The 20,512-nt window shown below is 64.8% G+C and carries 17 protein-coding genes; all 17 read left to right on the plus strand.

Annotated features, from left to right (window positions below):
- Positions 1-40 precede the first annotated feature (40 nt).
- The gene (locus AB4Y73_RS06160; protein ID WP_441869961.1) at positions 41-1,678 is read left to right on the plus strand and encodes a UDP-N-acetylmuramoyl-L-alanyl-D-glutamate--2,6-diaminopimelate ligase; all 1,638 of its coding nucleotides are present in this window, start codon (positions 41-43) and stop codon (positions 1,676-1,678) included.
- A gap of 6 nt (positions 1,679-1,684) precedes the next feature.
- Complete coding sequence (locus AB4Y73_RS06165; protein ID WP_441869963.1) at positions 1,685-3,151, plus strand: UDP-N-acetylmuramoyl-tripeptide--D-alanyl-D-alanine ligase; 1,467 nt, start codon at positions 1,685-1,687, stop codon at positions 3,149-3,151.
- Positions 3,148-4,257, plus strand: coding sequence for a phospho-N-acetylmuramoyl-pentapeptide-transferase (mraY, locus tag AB4Y73_RS06170; protein ID WP_441869965.1), 1,110 nt, complete (start codon positions 3,148-3,150; stop codon positions 4,255-4,257). Before AB4Y73_RS06165 ends, mraY begins: the two co-directional genes overlap by 4 nt.
- Positions 4,239-5,816, plus strand: a complete 1,578-nt coding sequence (gene murD / locus AB4Y73_RS06175) for a UDP-N-acetylmuramoyl-L-alanine--D-glutamate ligase (protein WP_441869967.1) — start codon at positions 4,239-4,241, stop codon at positions 5,814-5,816. The genes mraY and murD overlap by 19 nt, the downstream gene beginning before the upstream one ends.
- A 2-nt stretch (positions 5,817-5,818) precedes the next feature.
- A complete protein-coding gene (ftsW, locus tag AB4Y73_RS06180) occupies positions 5,819-7,147 on the plus strand; it encodes a putative lipid II flippase FtsW (protein ID WP_441869969.1) in 1,329 nt (442 codons plus the stop codon).
- Between the two features lie 6 nt (positions 7,148-7,153).
- Positions 7,154-8,254 carry an undecaprenyldiphospho-muramoylpentapeptide beta-N-acetylglucosaminyltransferase gene (gene murG, locus AB4Y73_RS06185; RefSeq protein ID WP_441869971.1) on the plus strand — a complete coding sequence of 367 codons (1,101 nt, stop codon included), beginning with the start codon at positions 7,154-7,156 and terminating at the stop codon, positions 8,252-8,254.
- Entirely contained in the window at positions 8,251-9,627 is a 1,377-nt protein-coding gene (gene murC / locus AB4Y73_RS06190) for a UDP-N-acetylmuramate--L-alanine ligase (RefSeq protein WP_441869973.1), read from the plus strand. Before murG ends, murC begins: the two co-directional genes overlap by 4 nt.
- Positions 9,620-10,537, plus strand: a complete 918-nt coding sequence (locus AB4Y73_RS06195; RefSeq protein ID WP_441869975.1) for a cell division protein FtsQ/DivIB — start codon at positions 9,620-9,622, stop codon at positions 10,535-10,537. Before murC ends, AB4Y73_RS06195 begins: the two co-directional genes overlap by 8 nt.
- 202 nt (positions 10,538-10,739) lie before the next feature.
- A complete protein-coding gene (ftsZ, locus tag AB4Y73_RS06200; protein WP_441869977.1) occupies positions 10,740-11,972 on the plus strand; it encodes a cell division protein FtsZ in 1,233 nt (410 codons plus the stop codon).
- A gap of 8 nt (positions 11,973-11,980) precedes the next feature.
- Positions 11,981-12,673 (plus strand): polyphenol oxidase family protein, encoded by a 693-nt coding sequence (locus AB4Y73_RS06205; RefSeq protein WP_441869979.1) that lies wholly within the window; start codon positions 11,981-11,983, stop codon positions 12,671-12,673.
- 4 nt (positions 12,674-12,677) lie between these two features.
- Positions 12,678-13,403, plus strand: a complete 726-nt coding sequence (locus AB4Y73_RS06210; protein WP_441869981.1) for a YggS family pyridoxal phosphate-dependent enzyme — start codon at positions 12,678-12,680, stop codon at positions 13,401-13,403.
- 89 nt (positions 13,404-13,492) lie between these two features.
- Complete coding sequence (locus AB4Y73_RS06215) at positions 13,493-14,023, plus strand: cell division protein SepF (RefSeq protein WP_190988925.1); 531 nt, start codon at positions 13,493-13,495, stop codon at positions 14,021-14,023.
- A 121-nt stretch (positions 14,024-14,144) separates the two neighbouring features.
- A complete protein-coding gene (locus AB4Y73_RS06220) occupies positions 14,145-14,432 on the plus strand; it encodes a YggT family protein (protein WP_441869983.1) in 288 nt (95 codons plus the stop codon).
- Positions 14,433-14,609: 177 nt separating this feature from the next.
- Entirely contained in the window at positions 14,610-15,305 is a 696-nt protein-coding gene (locus AB4Y73_RS06225; RefSeq protein ID WP_441869985.1) for a DivIVA domain-containing protein, read from the plus strand.
- 91 nt (positions 15,306-15,396) lie between these two features.
- The gene (gene lspA / locus AB4Y73_RS06230) at positions 15,397-15,969 is read left to right on the plus strand and encodes a signal peptidase II (RefSeq protein ID WP_441869987.1); all 573 of its coding nucleotides are present in this window, start codon (positions 15,397-15,399) and stop codon (positions 15,967-15,969) included.
- Positions 15,962-16,888 (plus strand): RluA family pseudouridine synthase, encoded by a 927-nt coding sequence (locus AB4Y73_RS06235; protein ID WP_441869989.1) that lies wholly within the window; start codon positions 15,962-15,964, stop codon positions 16,886-16,888. Before lspA ends, AB4Y73_RS06235 begins: the two co-directional genes overlap by 8 nt.
- Positions 16,889-16,939: 51 nt before the next feature.
- The gene (gene dnaE / locus AB4Y73_RS06240; protein ID WP_441869991.1) at positions 16,940-20,497 is read left to right on the plus strand and encodes a DNA polymerase III subunit alpha; all 3,558 of its coding nucleotides are present in this window, start codon (positions 16,940-16,942) and stop codon (positions 20,495-20,497) included.
- Positions 20,498-20,512: the final 15 nt, after the last annotated feature.

Genomic DNA, 20,512 nt, shown 5'->3' on the forward strand with positions numbered 1-20,512 from the left:
TCGCGCGGGTTTGAACCACTAGCACCATCGGAGATTTCTTTTGTCAGAGCAGAACACACCAGGCACCACCACCGGGCAGGCGGGGGAGTCCGCCGCCCGGTTCAGGCCGACGGCGGTGGCTGCAGTCCGCCTGGACAGCATCGGGGAGGCCCTCGGCGTGCCTGTCCCGGGCGTCTCGGCCGCCGTGGGTGTCACGGGAATCTCGCTTAATTCACGCACTGTGGAACGTGGCGACCTCTACGTCGCGCTCCCGGGTGCTTCCCGCCACGGCGCAGACTTTGTCACGCAAGCGGTGGAGAGGGGAGCGGTGGCGGTCCTGACCGACGACGCCGGTGCGCGTCTGCTGGCGTTGTCGGCGGAGACTCATGTCCCTGTGCTCGTGGTGGACGGTCCGCGGAACGTGGTGGGGCCCCTGTCCGCCATGATCTACCAGAGCCAGCCGGACGCCGGCCATTCTCCGCGCCTGTTCGGAGTGACCGGCACAAACGGCAAGACCACCACCACGTATTTCATCAATGCGCTCCTCCGTGCACTGGGACAACGGACCGGCCTAATCGGAACCATCGAAATCCTCGCCGGCGGAGAACCCATTCCCAGCCTCCTCACCACGCCCGAGTCAACGGATGTGCACGGCCTCCTGGCACTCATGCGGGAGCGGGGCCTGGACGCAGCCTCCATGGAAGTGTCCTCCCACGCCATTTCCTTCCAGCGCGTCGACGGGGTGATCTTCGACGTCGCAGGCTTTACAAACCTGACCCAGGACCATCTGGACCTGCACGGCACCATGGACGAGTACTTTGCCACCAAGGCAGAGTTGTTCACGTCCCGCCGCGCCCGCGCGGCCGTAGTGATGGTCGACGACGAATGGGGCCGCAAGCTTGCTGCCTCGGCCGGGATACCGGTCACTACAGTCGCGGCTGCCCCAAGCAGCGGTTCGGCTGACTGGACGGTCACCGCGACGGCGGCGCGCGGGCTGGGTACCGAATTCACCCTCAGCGGACCGAACGACGCCCGACTCCAGGTCCACACCGGCCTGCCGGGCGCCTTCAACGTCGCCAACGCGGCCCTTGCCACTGTGATGGTCCTGGCCAGCGGAATGGATGCCGACGCCGTCCAGACTGCCCTGGCTGATCATGACCCCTTTACCGTGGCGGTACCGGGCCGCATGCAACTCGTCTCCGAAGAACCCGCCGCCGTCGTCGATTTTGCGCATAATACCGACGCGCTGGCCCGCGCGCTCGAGGCTGTCCGGTCACCGCTTCCCGATTCCCGGGTCATTGTTGTTTTCGGTGCAACCGGGCAGCGGGACCAGGGCAAGCGGCCGGCCATGGGGGCCATCGCCGCCAAGCTAGCGGACGTTGTGATCGTCACCGATGACGACCCCCATGACGAGGACGCAGCAACCATCCGCGCGGACGTTCTCGCCGGTGCCCGGGGCGCCCGGGAACAGGGAGCTCTCGAGTGCGTGATCGAGGAAATCCATCCCCGGGACTCCGCCATCAAACGTGCCGTTGAGCTGGCCCGACGTGAGGACACCATCCTGGTGGCCGGCCGCGGACACGAGGTCTGGCAAGAGGTGAAAGGCGTCAACCTTGCCCTCGATGACCGGGTGGAACTCCGGAACGCCTTGACAGCCAGGGGATTCACGGTTCTCCAAGACGACCGGATAGAGTCCTAGACCGAGATGATTGCACTTACTGCGGCGGAAATCGCCGAAATCACAAACGGCCGCCTGGCCGCCGATCCGGGGATCACCCCGCTTTCGGTGGTCACCGATTCGCGGGAGGCCACTCCCGGGGCGCTTTACGTCGCGAAACCCGGTGAGCACGCGGACGGGCACGACTTCGTCGATGCTGCCTTCAGCCGCGGTGCCGTGCTGGTTCTCGCGGAGCGGCCCGTCACCGGGCCCGATGGTGTGAACTACCCCTCGGTCCTGGTCGAGGACGCCGTATTGGCCATGGGCGCACTGGCCGCCGAAGCCGTCCGCCGTATCCGTACGGCCAGGGCTTCGGCCGGCGCAACCCTGACAGTCATTGGCATCACAGGCTCTGCAGGGAAGACCACCACAAAGGACCTTCTCGCCGGGATCCTCACAACCCAGGGCAAGACTGTCGCCCCTCAAGGCTCCTACAACGGCGAGGTGGGCGTGCCGCTCACGGTCTTCCGGGCCGACGCCGGAACCCGGTTCCTGGTGATCGAAATGGGCGCCACCGGCATCGGGCACATCCGCTACCTGGCCGATATGGTCAAGCCGGACATCGGCGTCGTCCTGGGCGTCGGCACAGCCCACGCGGGGGAGTTCGGCGGCGTCGAAAACATCGTGCTTGCGAAGGGCGAACTCGTGGAGGCACTCGCGCCCACCGGCACCGCCATCCTGAACCTTGACGACGACCGGGTCGCGGGCATGCGGCCCCGCACCGTCGCCGCCGTCGTGGGCTTCACCGCCGAGGACCGCCCTGAAGCAGCCGTGCGGGCAGTCAACCCGGATACCAACGCCTTCGGAAACCCGGAATTCGACCTCGTCCTGCCCGGCAGCGAAGCGGGCCTCCACGTGAGCAGCCAGCTGATTGGCGCCCACCACACCGGAAACCTCCTGGCGGCAGCAGCGGCAGCGCATGCGTCAGGCGTGCCGGGCGCGGACATCGCAGCTTCCCTCAGCGCCCAGTCAGCGGCGAGCCGCTGGCGGATGGAACGCACCGAACGCGCGGACGGCGTCACGGTCATCAATGATGCCTACAACGCCAACCCTGAGTCCATGCGCGCCGCCCTGCGCACCTTGGCTGACCTGGGGCGCGGACGCCGCACCTGGGCCGTGCTGGGAGCCATGCTTGAGCTGGGGCCGGATTCCATCCGGGAGCACACAGCTGTGGGAACCCAAGTGGTGCGCCTGAACATTTCGCGGCTGGTTGTTGTTGGCCGCGAGGCACGGGCCCTCTACGTTTCCGCTGTCCAGGAAGGCTCCTGGGGCGACGAATGCGTGTTCGCGGAAACAGTCGAGGACGCCTATTCGCTCCTCGACGCCGAGCTCGAACCGGGTGACCTGGTGCTCTTCAAGTCCTCCAACAGCGTCGGGCTTCGGCACTTGGGCGATCGGATAGCATTACCCCCACAAACCACGGAACCTGCCGAAGAAAGGAGCGAGCTGCTGTGATTGCACTTTTGATCGGCGCGGGTCTTGCCCTGCTGTTCGCCCTGGTGGGAACCCCCTTATTTATCCGCCTGCTCGTCCGCAAGAGCTACGGACAATTCATCCGCGATGACGGACCCACGTCGCACCACACAAAACGCGGCACACCCACCATGGGCGGGACCGTGGTGGTGGGAGCAGTCCTCCTCAGCTACGGGCTGACCCACCTGATCATGTGGCTGATGAACCCGGCGTCCGCCGGCCCATCGGCGTCTGCCCTGATTCTGCTGTTCCTGATGGTCGGCATGGGCCTGGTGGGCTTCCTGGACGATTTCATCAAGATCTCGCGCCAGCGCAGCCTGGGCCTGGATGCGAAGGCCAAACTCATCCTCCAGGCGGCGGTAGGCATCGCCTTCGCCATCCTCGCCCTGAACTTTCCCAACCCCGACGGCCTCACGCCGGCGTCGACAAAAATCTCCCTGGTCCGCGATATTCCCTGGCTGGACCTGGCCTTCGGCGGCACGGTTGTGGGCGCCATTCTGTTTGTCCTCTGGTCCAACCTGATCGTGACGGCAGCAACCAACGGTGTGAACCTGACGGACGGCCTGGACGGGCTGGCCGCCGGTGCCTCCGTGATGGTCTTCGGTGCCTACACTCTGATGGGAATCTGGCAGAACAACCAGGCCTGTGGATCGCCGCGGGAAGCGGGCAGCGGCTGCTACACGGTCCGCGACCCCCTGGACCTGGCGCTCCTGGCCGCGATCCTCAGCGCCGCCCTGGTGGGCTTCCTGTGGTGGAACACCTCGCCCGCCAAGATTTTCATGGGGGACACCGGGTCCCTCGCCATCGGCGGTGCCATTGCCGGCTTCGCTATCCTGTCGCGCACGGAACTGCTCCTGGGCATCGTTGGCGGCCTGTTCGTCCTGATTACCCTCTCGGTGATCATCCAGGTGGGCTACTTCAAACTAACCGGCGGCAAACGTGTCTTCAAGATGGCACCGCTCCAGCACCACTTCGAGCTTAAAGGCTGGGCCGAAGTCACTGTGGTTGTCCGTTTCTGGATCCTGGGCGGGCTCTTTGTGGCCGTGGGCCTGGGTGTCTTCTACGCTGAATGGGTCGTGCTCCTGTGACTGTTTCTCCCCGCCTGCAGAACCTTGTCAGCTGGGACTCCGACTGGGCGGGCCTGCGCGTAGTGGTCACCGGAATCGGGGTTTCGGGGTTCGCCGCTGCGGACACCCTGATCGAGCTCGGCGCGCGCGTGGTGGTGGTGGACGCCGCCACCACGGACACAGCCAAGGCTCAGGCCGACACCCTGAAGATTGTGGGCGCCGTGGACGTGCTCCTCGGCGAGGAGGCTGTCAGCAGGGTCCCGAAGGTGGACGGCAGTTTCCCGGACCTCATCGTCACGTCGCCGGGCTGGCGGCCCGACCAGGCACTGCTCGCCGCTGCTGCACGCGCGCACATCCCGGTGTGGGGCGACGTCGAGCTCGCCTGGCGGCTGCGTGTCCGCGAAGGACACAAGACCGCTGACTGGCTGACCATCACCGGAACAAACGGCAAGACCACCACGGTGGGGTTGACGGCCTCGATGCTGCAGGCTGCAGGTCTGAAGGCAATTGCCGTCGGCAACGTGGGCACGCCTATCCTCGATGCCCTCCGCGATCCCGTTGAGTACGACGCCTTCGCGGTTGAATTGTCCAGCTTCCAACTGCACTGGGCTGAGTCCCTGTCTCCCGTGGCCAGTGTGTGCCTGAACGTGGCCGAAGACCACGTGGACTGGCACGGTTCCTACAACTCCTACCTGGCCGACAAGGCCAAGGTCTATGCGCGGACTCAAAAGGCCTGCATCTTCAACGCCGAGCAGATCGAAACCGAACGTATGGTCGAGGACGCCGACGTGGTTGAGGGCTGCCGGGCCGTCGGCTTCACCACGCTCACTCCGGCCATCAGCATGCTGGGTGTGGTGGAAGGCCTCCTCGTGGACCGCGCCTTCATTGAGCAGCGCAAGGACAGCGCTGCGGAGCTGGCCTCAATGACCGACCTGGGGCAGTTTGCGCCCCGCCATATGGTGGCGAACGCCCTTGCTGCTGCCGCCTTGGTTCGCGCCTACGGAGTGGACGCGCAGGCGGTTCGGCGGGGAATCCAGGACTACGTGCCGGGCAACCACCGAATCCAGCAAGTTGCCCGCCTAAACGGTGTTCTCTGGGTGAATGATTCGAAGGCCACCAATCCCCACGCGGCGGCCGCATCACTGACTGCCTTCGAGAAGGTCATCTGGATCGCGGGAGGACTCTCCAAGGGCGTCAGCTACGACGACCTGGTCAGGGACCAGGCGGCCAGGCTGAGGGGCGTGGTGCTCATCGGCGTCGACACGGCTCCACTGGCCGACGCCCTGCAGCGACACGCGCCGGATGTCCCGGTGATCATCACTCCGGCGGGCGACACTGAAAATATGCAGACTGCCGTAACGGGCGGAGCCATCGCGGGCGACTCGCCGGTTTCCGGGGAGGACGTGATGTCCCGGGCCGTTGCGTCAGCGGCGCAGCTGGCGGTATCAGGCGACACCGTCCTGATGGCACCGGCGGCTGCTTCCATGGATCAGTTCTCTTCCTATGCTCACCGCGGCAACGCCTTTATCGAAGCTGTCCGCGAGCTGGTGGAAGGGCAGGCCCAGACCGGCGAGGAGTAACAATGGTCAGCACGCCCACCCGGCCGAAGGCCTCACAGCCGCGCGCCGGGAAACCTGGCTCGCCTACGGCGTCCAGGCCCACCTTGCCGGTCCGGATCAGGGGCTGGTACCGGGGCTTCTGGTCCGCCCTGGAAGGAAACGGGACGTCCCGGAACGGCTCCACCTACTACCTCATCCTGGGCTCAACGCTGGCTCTCACGGCCATCGGCATCATGATGGTGCTCTCGGCTTCCAGCGTTGAATCCATCGCCGCCGGAAAATCGCCGTACGGGGACGCCCTCAAACAAGGGATGTTCGCGGCGATCGGCGTCTTCGTGATGTTCGTCCTCTCGCGAATCAACGTGGTGTGGCTCAAGCGCCTGGCCTGGCCGGCACTGGGGGTTGCCCTCTTCCTTCTAGCACTGGTCCAGTTGATCGGTGACGAAGTCAACGGCAACAAGAACTGGATCGACCTGGGCGGCGTCACCTTCCAGCCCTCCGAGGCATCAAAGCTTGCCCTGGCGCTATGGATGGCCACGGTACTAGCCAGGAAAGGACAGCTGCTTCGGCGTTGGCAACACGTGCTGATCCCCGTCGTGCCAGCGGCGGGAATGGTGATCCTCCTGGTGCTGCTGGGCAATGACCTCGGCACTGCCATGCTCATTATGATGATCACGGCTGCAGCCCTGTTCTTCGCCGGCGTGCCGCTCTACCTCTTCGGATTTGCGGCTGTGGCAGCCGCAGCGGGAACAGCTGTCATGGCCATCACCAGTTCCAACCGGATGTGCCGGATCACCTCCTGGTGGACCGGGCAGTCCTGCGCCGACGGCATCGACGCCAACTACCAGGCCACCAACGGGCTTTACGGACTCGCATCCGGAGGCTGGTTCGGCGTTGGTCTGGGCCAGAGCCGCCAGAAGTACAGCTGGATTCCGGAAGCCCACAACGACTTCATTTTTGCCATCATCGGCGAGGAACTCGGCCTGGTTGGCACCGTCGTCGTCCTGGTCCTTTTTGCCATCCTCGGAGCCGCTATTTACCGTGTGGTGGTAGCGCAGGAGGACATGTTCCACCGTGTCCTGGCCGGCACCATCATGGTGTGGCTGCTGGGGCAGGCAACCGTCAACATGGCCGTGGTGACGGGCCTGATGCCCGTCATCGGGGTGCCCCTGCCGTTCATCTCCTACGGCGGTTCGGCTTTGCTGATGTCACTCTGTGCCGTCGGGGTGGTCTTGTCGCTGGCCCGTGAACAGATGGCGCCCGCACTTCGGCCCAAGAAGATGCTGAAGTTCGGCACCAAGAAGGCCGGGAAATCCCCGCGTCGCACCAAAACCGCAAGAAAGCGTACCTAGCAGCAGATGACTTCCCAGAACCTGTCCATTGTCCTTGCGGGCGGCGGCACCGCCGGCCACATCAGCCCGCTCCTGGCGATCGCGGCTGCCCTCCGGTCCGCCTCGCCGGGGGCAAGGCTGCTGGCTGTGGGCACGTCGTCGGGCATGGAGACCCGGCTGGTTCCTGCGGCCGGAGTGGAGCTCGCCACCATTGACAGGGTGCCGTTTCCGCGGAAACCTTCCCTGGACCTGCTGAAGTTGCCGGCACGGTTGGCCGGAGCGGTGCGCCAGTCGGGCCGCATCCTGGACGAGGCCTCGGCCGACGTCCTGGTGGGCGTGGGCGGTTACGTCTGCACACCGCTGTACCTCGCCGCCCGCCGCCGCGGGATTCCCATCGTGATCCATGAAGCCAACACCAGGCCGGGCCTGGCCAACCGTGTGGGATCGTTGCTGACCCGTCACGTGGCCACCGCGTTCGACACCACCCGCCTGCGGCACTCCCGCCATGTCGGTATGCCCATGCGGACTGAAATCTCCGGCCTCGACCGCGACGCCGCCCGCGGAGCTGCGCGCGAAGCCCTGGGCCTGGAGGCTCATAAGCCCACACTGATTGTGACGGGCGGGTCCTCCGGCGCCCAGAGCATCAACCGTGCGGTGGCCGATGCCGCCGAGGAGTTGGGCGCCGCCGGGATCCAGACGCTCCACATCACAGGCCGCGGCAAGACGGTCACAGGGCCCGACGGCGGCCCTCTCGCCGCTGACGGATACCGGCAGGTTGAGTACGTGGACGGGATGGAACTCGTGTACGCCGCCGCTGACCTCCTGCTGGCGCGGTCCGGTGCCGCCACGGTCTGCGAGGTGGCAGCAGTGGGAGTTCCGGCCGTCTTTGTACCGCTGCCCATCGGTAACGGTGAGCAGGCACTCAACGCGGCAGGTCTGGTGGAAAGCGGCGGCGCGCTCATCGTCCCCGACAAGGACTTCACTGCCCAGTGGATAACGGGTCATGTCATCCCGCTGATCACCGATTCCGGCCGGCTGGCCACGATGGCTGCCGGTTCCCGCCGGCTTGGCATCAGAAACGCCGACCAGCGCATGGCTGGTCTTGTCCTGGAAGCGGTATCCGCATGACCCCCGCAAGCATCCGCAGCCAGGAGTCCCTGGGCCGCGTCCACTTCATCGGTATCGGCGGCGTGGGAATGTCGGCCGTGGCCCGCATCATGGTGGCCCGCGGTGTCACCGTCAGCGGTTCAGATGCCAAGGACCTGCCGGTCATGGCGGAGTTGGCTGCCGCCGGAGCCCGCATCGCCGTGGGCTACGCCGCGCCCCACCTGGGCGATGCCCAGACTGTGGTGGCGGGTTCGGCCATCCGTGCGGACAATCCGGAACTGGTGGCCGCGCGGGAAGCCGGCCTACCTGTGCTGCACCGGTCCGAGGCGCTGGCGGCCACCATGGGGCACGACATCGTTGTGACCGTCGCCGGAACCCACGGAAAGTCCACCACCACGTCCATGATTGCGGTGCTGCTCCAGGGGGCCGGGCTGGACCCTTCGTTCGCCATCGGTGCCAACGTGCCCGCGCTGGGAGTTAACGCAGCCCACGGCACCTCCGGCATCTTTGTGGCCGAAGCGGATGAATCCGACGGCTCCTTCCTGAACTACCGCCCGAAGATTGCGGTGGTCACCAACGTAGAACCCGACCACCTGGACTACTACGGCACTGCCGAAGCCGTCTACGAGTCCTTTGACCGTTTCACCGAACTGCTGCCGGCCGACGGCGTCCTGATCGCCTGCGCGGACGACGACGGCGCGCTGGCACTCGCGGAGCGCACGCGGGCCCGCGGGAACACCAGGGTGGTCCTCTACGGAACCTCCGACCGGGCAGACCTCGTCCTGCACGACGCCGGCCCCGGAAACGTGGAAGTATCCACCCCTGCCGGCCGGTTCGCTTTGCAGTTGCAGGTCCCCGGCCGGCACAACGCGCTCAACGCGGCCGCCGCCGTCGCCGTCGCCCTGGAATTAGACGTCGACGCCGACGCTGCCGCGCAGGCCCTGTCCCACTTCTCGGGCGCGTCGCGCCGTTTCGAGCTGAAGGGGGAGGCCCGTGGCGTGCGCGTTTTTGACGACTACGCCCACCATCCCACCGAGGTCCGCGCCGCCCTGACCGCGGCGCGGTCCGTGGCAGGCGGCCACAACGTCCACGTCCTGTTCCAGCCGCACCTGTTCTCCCGGACCCGGGAGTTTGCCAGCGAGTTCGCCGAGGCCCTGAACCTGGCAGATACTGCCCTGGTGCTGGATATCTACCCTGCCCGTGAAGATCCCATCCCCGGCGTGACCAGCCAGCTCATCGCTGATCATCTGGGGCCGGGAGGCCGGCTGGTGGCACCGGCAGAAGCTGTGGCCTCCCTCGCGCGCGCCGCTGCGCCGGGCGACATCATCCTGACCGTCGGAGCGGGCGACGTAACGGGCTTCGGGCCGCAGATCGTGCAGGCACTCGGTGGGTAGCCCGCGCCGCCCCACCTACGCTTCACCGGCACGGCGTCAGCCTGCGGCGGGACCGCCGTCGGCAGAACCGGACACCATCTCCGCCTCCAAGAGCGCCCCCGGCCCGGACATGGCGTCCACGCCAGGGCCCAAAAAGGGCAAGAATCCGGGCCCGGCGCCGTCCCGTGGGAAGACGCCGCCCGCCAGCGACAACGTACTGGTCTTTCCCGAGCCGCCGGCAAAGCGCCGGAAGCGACACCTCCTGATCGCGGCCGGTACTGTCTTGGGACTGGTTGCCGCGCTCCTGGCCGCAGCCATCTTTTCTCCGCTCCTGGCCGTGGGCACCATATCCGTGACGGGGACCAAACTGGTCACAACGGATCAGGTCAGGTCCGCGCTTGAGCCGCTGAAGGGCAAACCGCTTCCACAGGTCAGCCACGATGAGGTCAGCCGCATGCTCGCTTCCCTGGTCCAGATCAAATCCGTGTCGACACAGGCGCGGCCGCCGTCGGAACTGGTGGTGGAAGTGCATGAACGCATCCCGGTGGCTTTGGTCAAGCAGGGGGAGCAGTACCAGTTGGTGGACGTGGACGGCGTGGTGCTGGCCACCACGGCGGACCCCGCATCGGTTTCCCTGCCCGTGATCGACGGCGGCGCCGGCACCATCGGCAAGGACCTGTTCCAGGCCACCGCCCAGGTGCTTGGGGCACTCCCGCCCGACGTGCTGTCCAAACTTTCCAACGCCTCCGCCCAGTCGGTGGATGCCGTGGAACTGAAGCTGGTTGACGGCCAGACCATCATCTGGGGAAACGCGGGGGAGAAGGAACTCAAAGCCAAGGTGCTTGCAGCCCTGCTGAAGGTTCCCGCCGACCCAAAGAACCCAGTGCGCGTGTACGATGTGAGCGCGCCCCGACATCCGGTGACGCGTTGAACCTCTTCTCCGGCACCTGCAAACTTTCCCGGTATTCGCGCGACACGCGGCGCCGGTTATTGAATGTCAGAACCATAGGAAATAGCGTTCCAGACATGAGTTACTTGACATAACTATAACCTTCAACTCGAAGGTTAAGGTTGCAGGCTTCAAGCCCGACTCCACAGTTTTCGCAATAGAACACGAACAAGGGACACGTAACGTGGCAGCTCCGCAGAATTACTTGGCCGTCATCAAGGTCGTCGGCATCGGCGGCGGTGGCGTGAACGCAGTCAACCGCATGATCGAGGTAGGCCTCCGGGGTGTCGAGTTCATCGCCATCAACACGGATGCCCAGGCACTGCTGATGAGTGACGCCGACGTCAAGCTCGACGTCGGGCGCGAGCTGACCCGTGGGCTCGGCGCCGGGGCCAACCCTGAGGTGGGGAAGCAGGCTGCGGAGGACCACGCTGACGAGATCGAAGAGGTCATCCGCGGCGCAGACATGGTGTTCGTGACTGCCGGCGAAGGCGGCGGCACCGGAACCGGCGGCGCCCCCGTCGTGGCCCGAATCGCCCGCTCCCTCGGCGCGCTGACCATCGGTGTGGTCACCCGTCCGTTCACGTTCGAGGGCCGCCGCCGCGCCGGCTCGGCCGAGGCGGGCATTGACGCCCTCCGCGACGAAGTGGACACCCTGATCGTGATCCCGAACGATCGCCTCCTTTCCATCAGCGACCGCAACGTCTCCGTCCTGGACGCTTTCCGTTCCGCTGACCAGGTCCTGCTGTCCGGTGTCCAGGGCATCACGGACCTCATCACCACTCCGGGCCTGATCAACTTGGACTTCGCCGACGTCAAGTCCGTGATGCAGGGTGCAGGCTCGGCCCTCATGGGCATCGGCTCCGCTCGCGGTGAAGACCGTGCCGTGAAGGCGGCGGAACTGGCTATCGCGTCCCCGCTCCTGGAGGCCTCCATCGACGGCGCCCATGGTGTCCTGCTCTCCATCCAGGGCGGATCGGACCTCGGCCTGTTTGAAATCAACGAAGCAGCCCGCCTCGTCCAGGAAGTGGCCCACCCCGAAGCCAACATCATCTTCGGTGCCGTGATTGACGACGCCCTCGGTGACGAGGCCCGCGTGACGGTCATTGCGGCCGGTTTCGACGACGTGAAGGCTACGTCGCCCTCCATGGACCAGTCACAGCCGCAGGTGGCGCCCCAGCGCCCCGCCGCTGCTCCCGCGCCGTCTCAGGCCCCCACGTCCGGCGGCAGCCACCAGCTCAACACGCAGCCGGTCCACGCCGGAGTGGGTGCGTCCGGGCTGAGCAACTGGGGCCAGCAGCGCCCCTCGGCCGTTCCCGCGGACTCAGGCTTCGACGTCGACCTTCCTTCAGTGGTGGAGCCGGATCTGTCGGGGAACCGCGCCGATGACCTGGATGTCCCCGACTTCCTGAAGTAGGGCACGGTTTGTTCCTTTGGCGTGCCGAAGTTTCACCCGGCGTGAGTGTCGCGTTTACGGATATCCATGCCGGCAATCTCGCCCTCCATGTCGGGGACGATGCCGCTGAGGTCCGGCGGCGACGCGGAGCGCTGGAGGAAGCTGCGCATTTGGCACCCGGGTCCCTGCGGTTCATGAACCAGGTCCACGGCGCAACGGTGGAAATGATGGAGCCGGGTACTCCGTCGCCCACGGCAGACGCCATGGTGTCCAGGGGGCTTCCGCTCGCGGTCATGGTGGCGGACTGCATCCCGGCGGTGCTTGTGGGGCAGCGGCCGGACGGTGGTCCGGTCCTGGCAGCTGTCCACGCGGGCCGGCCGGGAATAGCCAACGGGATTCTGCCTGCAGCAGTGGAACGGATGCGGGCAGCCGGGGCAATCGGCATTCGGGCCTGGCTCGGACCCTCGATCTGTGGCAACTGCTACGAGGTGCCCGCTGACCTGCGTGCCCAGGTGGCTGAGCAGGTGCCGTCAGCGTGGGCTGAAACGTCCTGGGGGACCCCGGCGCTGGACCTGCCGGCAGGAGCCCGCAGTCAACTGGAGGCCGCGGGGGTGGTCGTCGAGTACGCCGGGCGGTGCACGCTCGAAAGCGATCAGCTGTTCTCCTACCGTCGTTCCTCCATCACCGGACGCCTTGCCGGGATCGTGTGGTCCCATGGCTGATGGAATGAGTGAAGGCACTGCACGGACCGCGGAGTTGGCGGAACGGCTGGCCGCGGTAAAGCAGCGAATCGAATCCGCCACGGCTGAGGCCGGCCGCGGCGATGAGCTGCCCACACTGATCGTGGTCACCAAATTCCATCCGGCCACGGACATCAGGCTCCTAGCTGCTTTGGGGGTTCGCGATGTTGGCGAAAACCGGGATCAGGAAGCCTCAAGCAAGGCGGCAGAACTGGCCGGCCTGGGGCTCAACTGGCATTTTGTCGGACAGTTGCAAAGCAAAAAAGCCAAGTCAGTGGCCAAGTACGCCCACGCCGTCCACTCCATCGACCGGCCTGGCCTGGTTGAGGGCCTGGAGCGGGCTATTGCCGCGGAGCAGGAGCGCACCGGCCGCGGTGCCCTTCAGTGTTTCATTCAAGTCAGCCTCGATGACGACGCCGGCACGCACCGCGGTGGCGCGGCGCCTGATGAGGTCCCGCCGCTGGCTGACCGGCTGGCCGCAGCCGACGGACTGGAGTTGGCAGGGGTGATGGCCGTCGCCCCCCTCGGAGTGCCTCCGGAGGCGGCTTTCGAAAAACTCGCCGCAATTTCAGCGTCGCTGGTGGCCGTGCATCCGTCTGCCACAGCTATCTCTGCGGGTATGAGCCAGGACCTGGAAGCGGCCATCAGGTTCGGGGCGACACACCTGCGAATCGGTTCCGATATTCTCGGATCGCGTCCCGCCGTGGGGTAGCGTCGACCACATAGGAAGTGAGTGGCGGGGGATTCCAGTGCTGTCAAGTTATTGGGCGGCCCGCCTACGGACACGATTAGGAGTCGACCATGGCCGGCGCTCTGCGCAAGACAATGATCTATCTTGGGCTCGCCGATGGCGATGAACACTACGAGTCCGAGCACACCACAACACGTAAGGACGAGGACGATTCAATGGAAGCTGACCGCGAGGAACGCCGGGCCCCTGCACCGGTCCGCGAAGTCAGCCGTGAATCGGTCCACGCCCCTGAAGAGGAATACCGCGCACCTGTGACACCCATCAAGCGTGCGGCCTCGAGCCGCGAAGAAACGTCCGGACTTCGGCAGATCACCACGATCCACCCGCGGTCCTATAATGACGCCAAGCTCATCGGTGAGAGTTTCCGCGACGGCATCCCCGTCATCATGAACGTCACCGACATGGGCGAGGCAGATGCCAAGCGTCTCGTTGACTTCTCGGCCGGTCTCGTCTTCGGCCTCCGTGGCAGCATCGAGAGGGTCACGAACAAGGTCTTCCTGCTTTCGCCGTCGTACATTGAGGTTATCGGCGATGACAAGAAAGTCAGTGAGACCCAGGCCAGCTTTTTCAACCAAAGCTAGCCTCAAAGCTTAGTGCTGATGCCAGGCAGGGACACCTGTCTGGCATCTGTGCTGAAATAGACAAGAAACATTGGCAGGGCACTGCGGTATCCGGAATGGACATGGAGATATGAGTTAAGTCATGGGAATTGTTTTCGGACTTCTCTATATAGCCCTGCTGCTGTTCTTCGTAGCCCTGATCGTCCGCCTGGTCTTTGACTGGGTGCAGATGTTTGCCAGGGAATGGCGGCCCCGCGGCGCAGCCCTTGTGGCCGCCCACACGGTGTACTCGGTGACCGATCCGCCACTCAAGGGGCTCCGCCGGGTCATCCCACCGCTGAGGCTCGGCGGTGTGACCCTGGACCTCGGATTCCTGATTCTCTTCATCGCCGTGAGTATCGCAATGGCGGTGACCAGGGGTTTCGCGTAATCTTCGACAAGACCTAGCAGTTCAGGGGCGTTCCTCGAACGGAACTCACCCCTGTGAAGCGAAAGAAATCTCCGGTTTGACACCCAGTGTTGAATTAGAGGAACGAGACAGATTTTAGGTACCGTAGTTTTGACGGCCGGAAGGCCTACTGACTAACTAGACCAATGAGGTGACCAGATGGCTTTGACGCCAGAAGACGTTGTCAACAAGCGCTTTCAGCCGACCAAGTTCCGCGAAGGCTATGACCAGGACGAAGTTGACGACTTCCTGGACGAAATCGTCGTGGAACTCAGGCGCCTGAACCAGGAGAACGACGAGCTCCGCAAGAAGCTTGCCGAGTCCGGTTCTGCCGTGCCCGCCAGCTCCGCTGCAGCCGCGCCCGTGGTTGAGAAGGTCCCCGCGCCCGTCAAGGCTGACAAGGTTGAGGCCCCGGCGAAAGCCGAAGCCGAAGCTAAGGTTGCCGAGGCTCCGAAGAAGAAGGAAGCCGAGCCTGCCGCCGCCGTTGCAGCCGCCCCGGCTCCCGCTCCTGCACCCGCCGCGGGAAGCAGCGTTTCCGCCGAGTCTGCCGCCGGCCTGCTTGCCATGGCGCAGCAGATGCACGACCGCCACGTAGCCGATGGGCAGTCCCAGAAGGACAAGATCATCGCCGAGGCCCAGATCGAGGCCAGCAGCCTGGTGAACGATGCCCAGGAGAAGTCCCGCAAGATCCTCGGCGCCCTGGAACAGCAGCGCTCCGTCCTGGAGCGCAAGGTCGAGCAGCTCCGTGGCTTCGAGCGCGATTACCGTTCACGCCTGAAGGCCTACATCGAAGGCCAGTTGCGCGATCTTGATGCCCGCGGCTCCGTTGCGGCGCCTGAGGTCGAAGCGAACTAGTCCGTCAAGCACGTATTCTGAAAGCCGGTGGCTGAGGATTCCTCGGCCGCCGGCTTTTGTGATTAACATCGGTTTTACAAATGAAAGCACCATGACTGACGACCTTGCCGCCGACGCTGCGCACCCTGCACCATCATCACCCCGGCCCCGGAAAAGGCTCCTGCTCTCGCTTTTCGCGGGCTTCGCAGCCTTTGCCTACGCCTTTGACCAGCTGACAAAAATCTGGGTGACCACCACCATGGTCGAGGGTGAGCGCATCCCCGTGCTGCCGCCGCTTCTGCACTGGTACTTCATCCGGAATTCCGGGGCCGCCTTTTCCATTGGCGAGAACGTGACATGGGTGTTTTCCATCATCATGGCCGGAGTTTCCCTTGCCATCCTGTTCCAGGTGCGCAAGCTCGGTTCGGCCTGGTGGGCCCTGGCGCTAGGCCTTCTCCTCGGTGGTGCGCTGGGCAACCTGACGGACCGGTTGTTCCGGGAGCCTTCCTTCGCCATGGGGCACGTGGTGGATTTCATCCAACTGCCCAACTTTGCGATATTCAACATCGCAGACTCGGCGGTGGTCTCTGCGGTGTCCATCATTTGTATCCTGACGCTAAGGGGAATCTCGCTGGACGGCTCGCGGCATATCGCGGCGCCCAAGGAGAAGTCCGACAATGCCTGAGCGACTGGTGGTGGCCGACGGATTCGGCGGAACCCGTGCGGATGCGGGGCTCGCAGGGCTGATGGGGATATCCCGCTCGTTGGCGGCGACCCTCATTGCCGAAGGCAACGTGCTCAGCCGCGGCAAGAAGCTCGGAAAGTCCGCGCGCCTGGTGGCCGGGGATGTCCTGGAAGTGACGGTGCCTGAACGACGGGACCCGCTCGAAGTGGTGGAGGAAGTTGTGGAAGGCCTGAAAATCCTGCTCGACGACGACGACTTTGTTGTTGTGGACAAACCGGTAGGAGTTGCGGCGCATCCATCGCCCGGGTGGGTGGGGCCCACCGTGGTGGGCGGGCTCGCCGGGGCCGGTTACCGGATCTCCACCTCCGGCGCCCCCGAGCGGGTGGGTATCGTCCACAGGCTCGACGTCGGCACGTCAGGCGTGATGGTGGTGGCCAAGACGGAGCGCGCCTATACCGCCCTGAAGCGTGCCTTCAAGGAACGCACCGTGGACAAGGTCTACCACGCGGTGGTCCAGGGGCTCCCGGATCCGCTGGAGGGAACCATTGACGCCCCCATCGGACGCCACCCGGGACACGACTGGCGTTTCGCCGTGATCGAGGATGGTCGCCCGTCGATTACGCACTACGAAGTGCTGGAAGCCTTTGGCAAGGCAACCTTGGTGGAAGTGCACCTGGAAACAGGACGCACGCACCAGATCCGCGTGCACTTTTCGGCCTTGCGCCACCCGTGCGCCGGCGACCTGACCTATGGCGCCGATCCCCGGCTCGCCGCGACACTGGGACTGACGCGGCAATGGCTGCATGCGCGCCAACTCAGCTTTGACCACCCCGTCACCGGCGAGCGTGTGACGGTCACCAGCGAATACCCGCAGGACCTGGCTTACGCTTTGGAGATACTGGAGTCGGGCGAGGCCTAGGCACCGGGTCGCTGGGGGCAGGGACAGCCCGCCAACGCTTAGACTGGTGCGGTGACTTCCAGCAATGCCTCGTTCGTTCATCTCCACAACCACACCGAGTACTCCATGTTGGACGGCGCCGCCCGTCTGGGAGAACTCTTCAACGAGACGGAACGCCTGGGCATGCCGGCCCTCGCTACCACGGACCACGGCTACCTGTTCGGCGCCTTCGACTTTTGGAAGCGCGCCACGGACCAGGGCATCAAACCGATCATCGGCGTCGAAGCCTATGTGACCCCCGGGACCGCGCGGACGGACAAAAGCCGTGTCCGTTGGGGTGAGGAACACCAGCGCAAGGACGATATCTCCGGTGGTGGCTCGTACACCCACATGACATTGCTGAGCTACAACAACGCCGGCATGAGGAACCTCTTCCGGGCCTCCTCCATCGCATCTCTGGATGCCGTCTTCGGCAAGTGGCCGCGGCTGGATCGTGAGCTCCTGAACACGTACTCGGAAGGCCTGATCGCCACCACGGGCTGCCCGTCGGGCGAAGTCCAGACCCGCCTGCGCCTGGGCCAGTACCGGGAGGCTTTGGAGGCCGCCGCGGAGTTCCGTGACATTTTCGGCGCGGAGAACTACTTCTGCGAGCTGATGGACCACGGCCTGGACATCGAACGCCGCGTCACGGGGGACCTGCTCCGGCTCGCGAAGGACCTGAACCTGCCCCTGGTGGCCACCAACGACCTCCATTACACGCACGAGCATGATGCCAAGGCGCACGAGGCCCTGCTTGCCATCCAGTCCGGTTCCACCCTGCTGGAACCCACATACGACAACGGCGGTTCCCGCTTTGCGTTCTCCGGCAGCGGCTACTACCTCAAGTCGCCGCAGGAAATGCGGGAACTGTTCCGGGACCACCCGGACGCGTGCGACAACACCCTGCTGATCGCCGAGCGGTGCGAAGTTTCGTTCAACACCGGTGCCAACTACATGCCGCGCTTCCCCTGCCCTCCGGGCGAGGACGAGACATCCTGGCTGGTCAAGGAGGTGGCCGCCGGCCTGGAATACCGGTACCCGGGAGGTGTGCCGGACAAGGTCCGCACGCAGGCTGACTATGAGCTCGAAGTCATCACCTCCATGGGCTTCCCCGGCTACTTCCTGGTGGTGGCCGACTTCATCAACTGGGCGAAGAACAACGGCATCCGGGTCGGCCCTGGCCGTGGCTCTGGCGCGGGTTCCATGGTTGCCTACGCGATGCGTATCACCGACCTCGATCCGCTGCACCACGGCCTGATCTTCGAGCGCTTCCTCAACCCGGACCGCGTATCCATGCCTGACTTCGACGTCGACTTCGATGATCGCCGCCGGTCCGAGGTGATCGACTACGTCACCCGAAAGTACGGGGACGAACGCGTGGCCATGATCGTCACGTACGGCACCATCAAAACCAAGCAGGCGCTCAAGGACTCCTCCCGCGTGCTGGGCTACCCGTTCAGCATGGGTGAGCAACTCACCAAAGCCCTGCCGCCGGCCGTGATGGCCAAGGACATTCCGCTCGCCGACATCCAGAACCCGGAGTCCAAGCGGTACGGCGAGGCGGGGGACTTCCGCCAGCTGATCAGCACCGACCCTGAAGCGGCCAAGGTCTTCGAGACCGCGCTCGGCATCGAGGGACTGAAGCGCCAGTGGGGAGTCCACGCGGCGGGCGTCATCATGTCCTCGGACCCCATCATCGACGTCATCCCCATCATGCGCCGCATCCAGGACGGCCAGGTGATCACGCAGTTCGATTACCCCACCTGCGAAGGCCTGGGGCTGATCAAGATGGACTTCCTGGGTCTGCGAAACCTGACGATCATCTCGGACGCCCTGGAGAACATCAAGCTCAACCGCGGCCACGATCTGGACCTGGACAGCCTGGCGCTGGACGACGTCGCCTCCTACGAGCTGATGGCCCGCGGCGACACCCTGGGCGTGTTCCAGCTCGACGGCGGTCCCATGCGTGCGCTCCTGAAGCTGATGAAGCCTGACAACTTCGAAGACATCTCCGCTGTCCTGGCCCTCTACCGCCCCGGTCCCATGGGTGCCAACGCGCACACGGACTATGCGCTCCGTAAGAACGGGATCCAGGAAGTCATTCCGATCCATCCCGAGCTCAAGGAACCCCTCGCGGAGATCCTCGGCGGGACGTACGGCCTCATCGTGTACCAGGAGCAGGTCATGGCCGTGGCGCAGAAACTCGCTGGCTATTCGCTGGGCCAGGCAGACATCCTCCGCCGTGCCATGGGCAAGAAGAAGAAGTCCGAGCTGGATAAGCAGTTCGCCGGTTTCTCCCAAGGCATGCAGGACAACGGCTATTCCATGGCCGCGGTCAAGACCCTTTGGGACATCCTTCTCCCATTCTCCGACTACGCGTTCAACAAGGCACACTCGGCCGCGTACGGCGTGATCTCTTACTGGACCGCATACCTGAAGGCCCACTATGCGCCGGAGTACATGGCGGCGCTGCTGACGTCGGTGGGCGACGACAAGGACAAATCGGCAATCTACCTCAATGAATGCCGGCGCATGGGAATCACCGTGCTGCCGCCGGACGTCAACGAGTCCGCATTGAACTTCACGCCTGTGGGCAACGACATCCGCTTCGGCATGGGAGCCATCCGCAACGTGGGGGTCAACGCCGTCGAAGCCATGGTGGCTGCGCGCGAAAAGGAAGGCGCCTACACGTCTTTCAAAGATTACCTCGTCAAGGTTCCTGCCGTCGTTTGCAACAAACGCACCATTGAATCCCTGATCAAAGCCGGCGCATTCGATTCGCTCAACCACCACAGGCGTGCTTTGGCGATGATCCACGAAGAGGCGATCGATTCGGTCATCACGCTCAAGCGCAACGAGGCGATCGGCCAGTTCGACCTTTTCGCCGGTTTCGACGAAGCCGAGTCCGAAGCATCGCTGAGCATTGAGATTCCCGACCTGCCGGAGTGGGAGAAGAAAGACAAGCTGTCCTTCGAACGCGACATGCTGGGCCTGTACGTCTCAGACCACCCGCTCCAGGGACTCGAAGGGCTCCTCAGCCAGCACGCGGACCAGAGCATCACCTCGATCATTGCCGACGACGGCCCGCACGACGGCGCCATCGTCACCATCTCAGGCATGATCACGTCGCTGAGCCGCCGGATCGCCAAGGCGAGCGGCAATGCCTACGCACGCGCCGAAATCGAAGACCTTGGCGGCTCTATGGAGGTCATGTTCTTCGGACAGGTTTATGGGCCGATCGCGTCGGTCCTGGCCGAGGACCTGATTGTGGTGGTCAAGGGCCGCCTCCAGCGGCGCGACGACGGTGCAGTCACCTTGAACTGCATGGAACTCTCTGTTCCGGACCTCAGCGAGGGAACAAACGGTCCGCTGCAGATTTCCATGCCCACCCACAAGGCCACCGAAGCCGTAGTCACCGAACTCGGGGACGTCCTGCGGAACCACCGGGGGAATTCCGAAGTCCGGCTGCACCTGCAGGGAGACACCCGAACTGAAGTCATGGCTCTGCCGGTGCACCTCCGGGTCAACCCGAGCCCGTCACTGTTCGGAGACCTCAAGGTCCTCCTCGGGCCGACCTGCCTGGATTACTAGGTTGCCGGGCTGGAC

Origin of the sequence: Pseudarthrobacter sp. TAF60_1 (genome assembly GCF_052113505.1) — a bacterium.
GTDB lineage: Bacteria > Actinomycetota > Actinomycetes > Actinomycetales > Micrococcaceae > Arthrobacter.

Bases quoted from the DNA above. Each gene is read 5' to 3' on its own strand.
- AB4Y73_RS06220 (WP_441869983.1), top strand. From the start codon at position 14,145: ATGGGAATTGTTTTCGGACTTCTCTATATAGCCCTGCTGCTGTTCTTC.
- murD (WP_441869967.1), top strand. From the start codon at position 4,239: ATGGGTCGTGCTCCTGTGACTGTTTCTCCCCGCCTGCAGAACCTTGTC.
- AB4Y73_RS06215 (WP_190988925.1), top strand. From the start codon at position 13,493: ATGGCCGGCGCTCTGCGCAAGACAATGATCTATCTTGGGCTCGCCGAT.
- AB4Y73_RS06225 (WP_441869985.1), top strand. From the start codon at position 14,610: ATGGCTTTGACGCCAGAAGACGTTGTCAACAAGCGCTTTCAGCCGACC.
- lspA (WP_441869987.1), top strand. From the start codon at position 15,397: ATGACTGACGACCTTGCCGCCGACGCTGCGCACCCTGCACCATCATCA.
- murG (WP_441869971.1), top strand. From the start codon at position 7,154: ATGACTTCCCAGAACCTGTCCATTGTCCTTGCGGGCGGCGGCACCGCC.
- ftsW (WP_441869969.1), top strand. From the start codon at position 5,819: ATGGTCAGCACGCCCACCCGGCCGAAGGCCTCACAGCCGCGCGCCGGG.
- AB4Y73_RS06210 (WP_441869981.1), top strand. From the start codon at position 12,678: ATGAGTGAAGGCACTGCACGGACCGCGGAGTTGGCGGAACGGCTGGCC.
- AB4Y73_RS06165 (WP_441869963.1), top strand. From the start codon at position 1,685: ATGATTGCACTTACTGCGGCGGAAATCGCCGAAATCACAAACGGCCGC.
- murC (WP_441869973.1), top strand. From the start codon at position 8,251: ATGACCCCCGCAAGCATCCGCAGCCAGGAGTCCCTGGGCCGCGTCCAC.
- AB4Y73_RS06235 (WP_441869989.1), top strand. From the start codon at position 15,962: ATGCCTGAGCGACTGGTGGTGGCCGACGGATTCGGCGGAACCCGTGCG.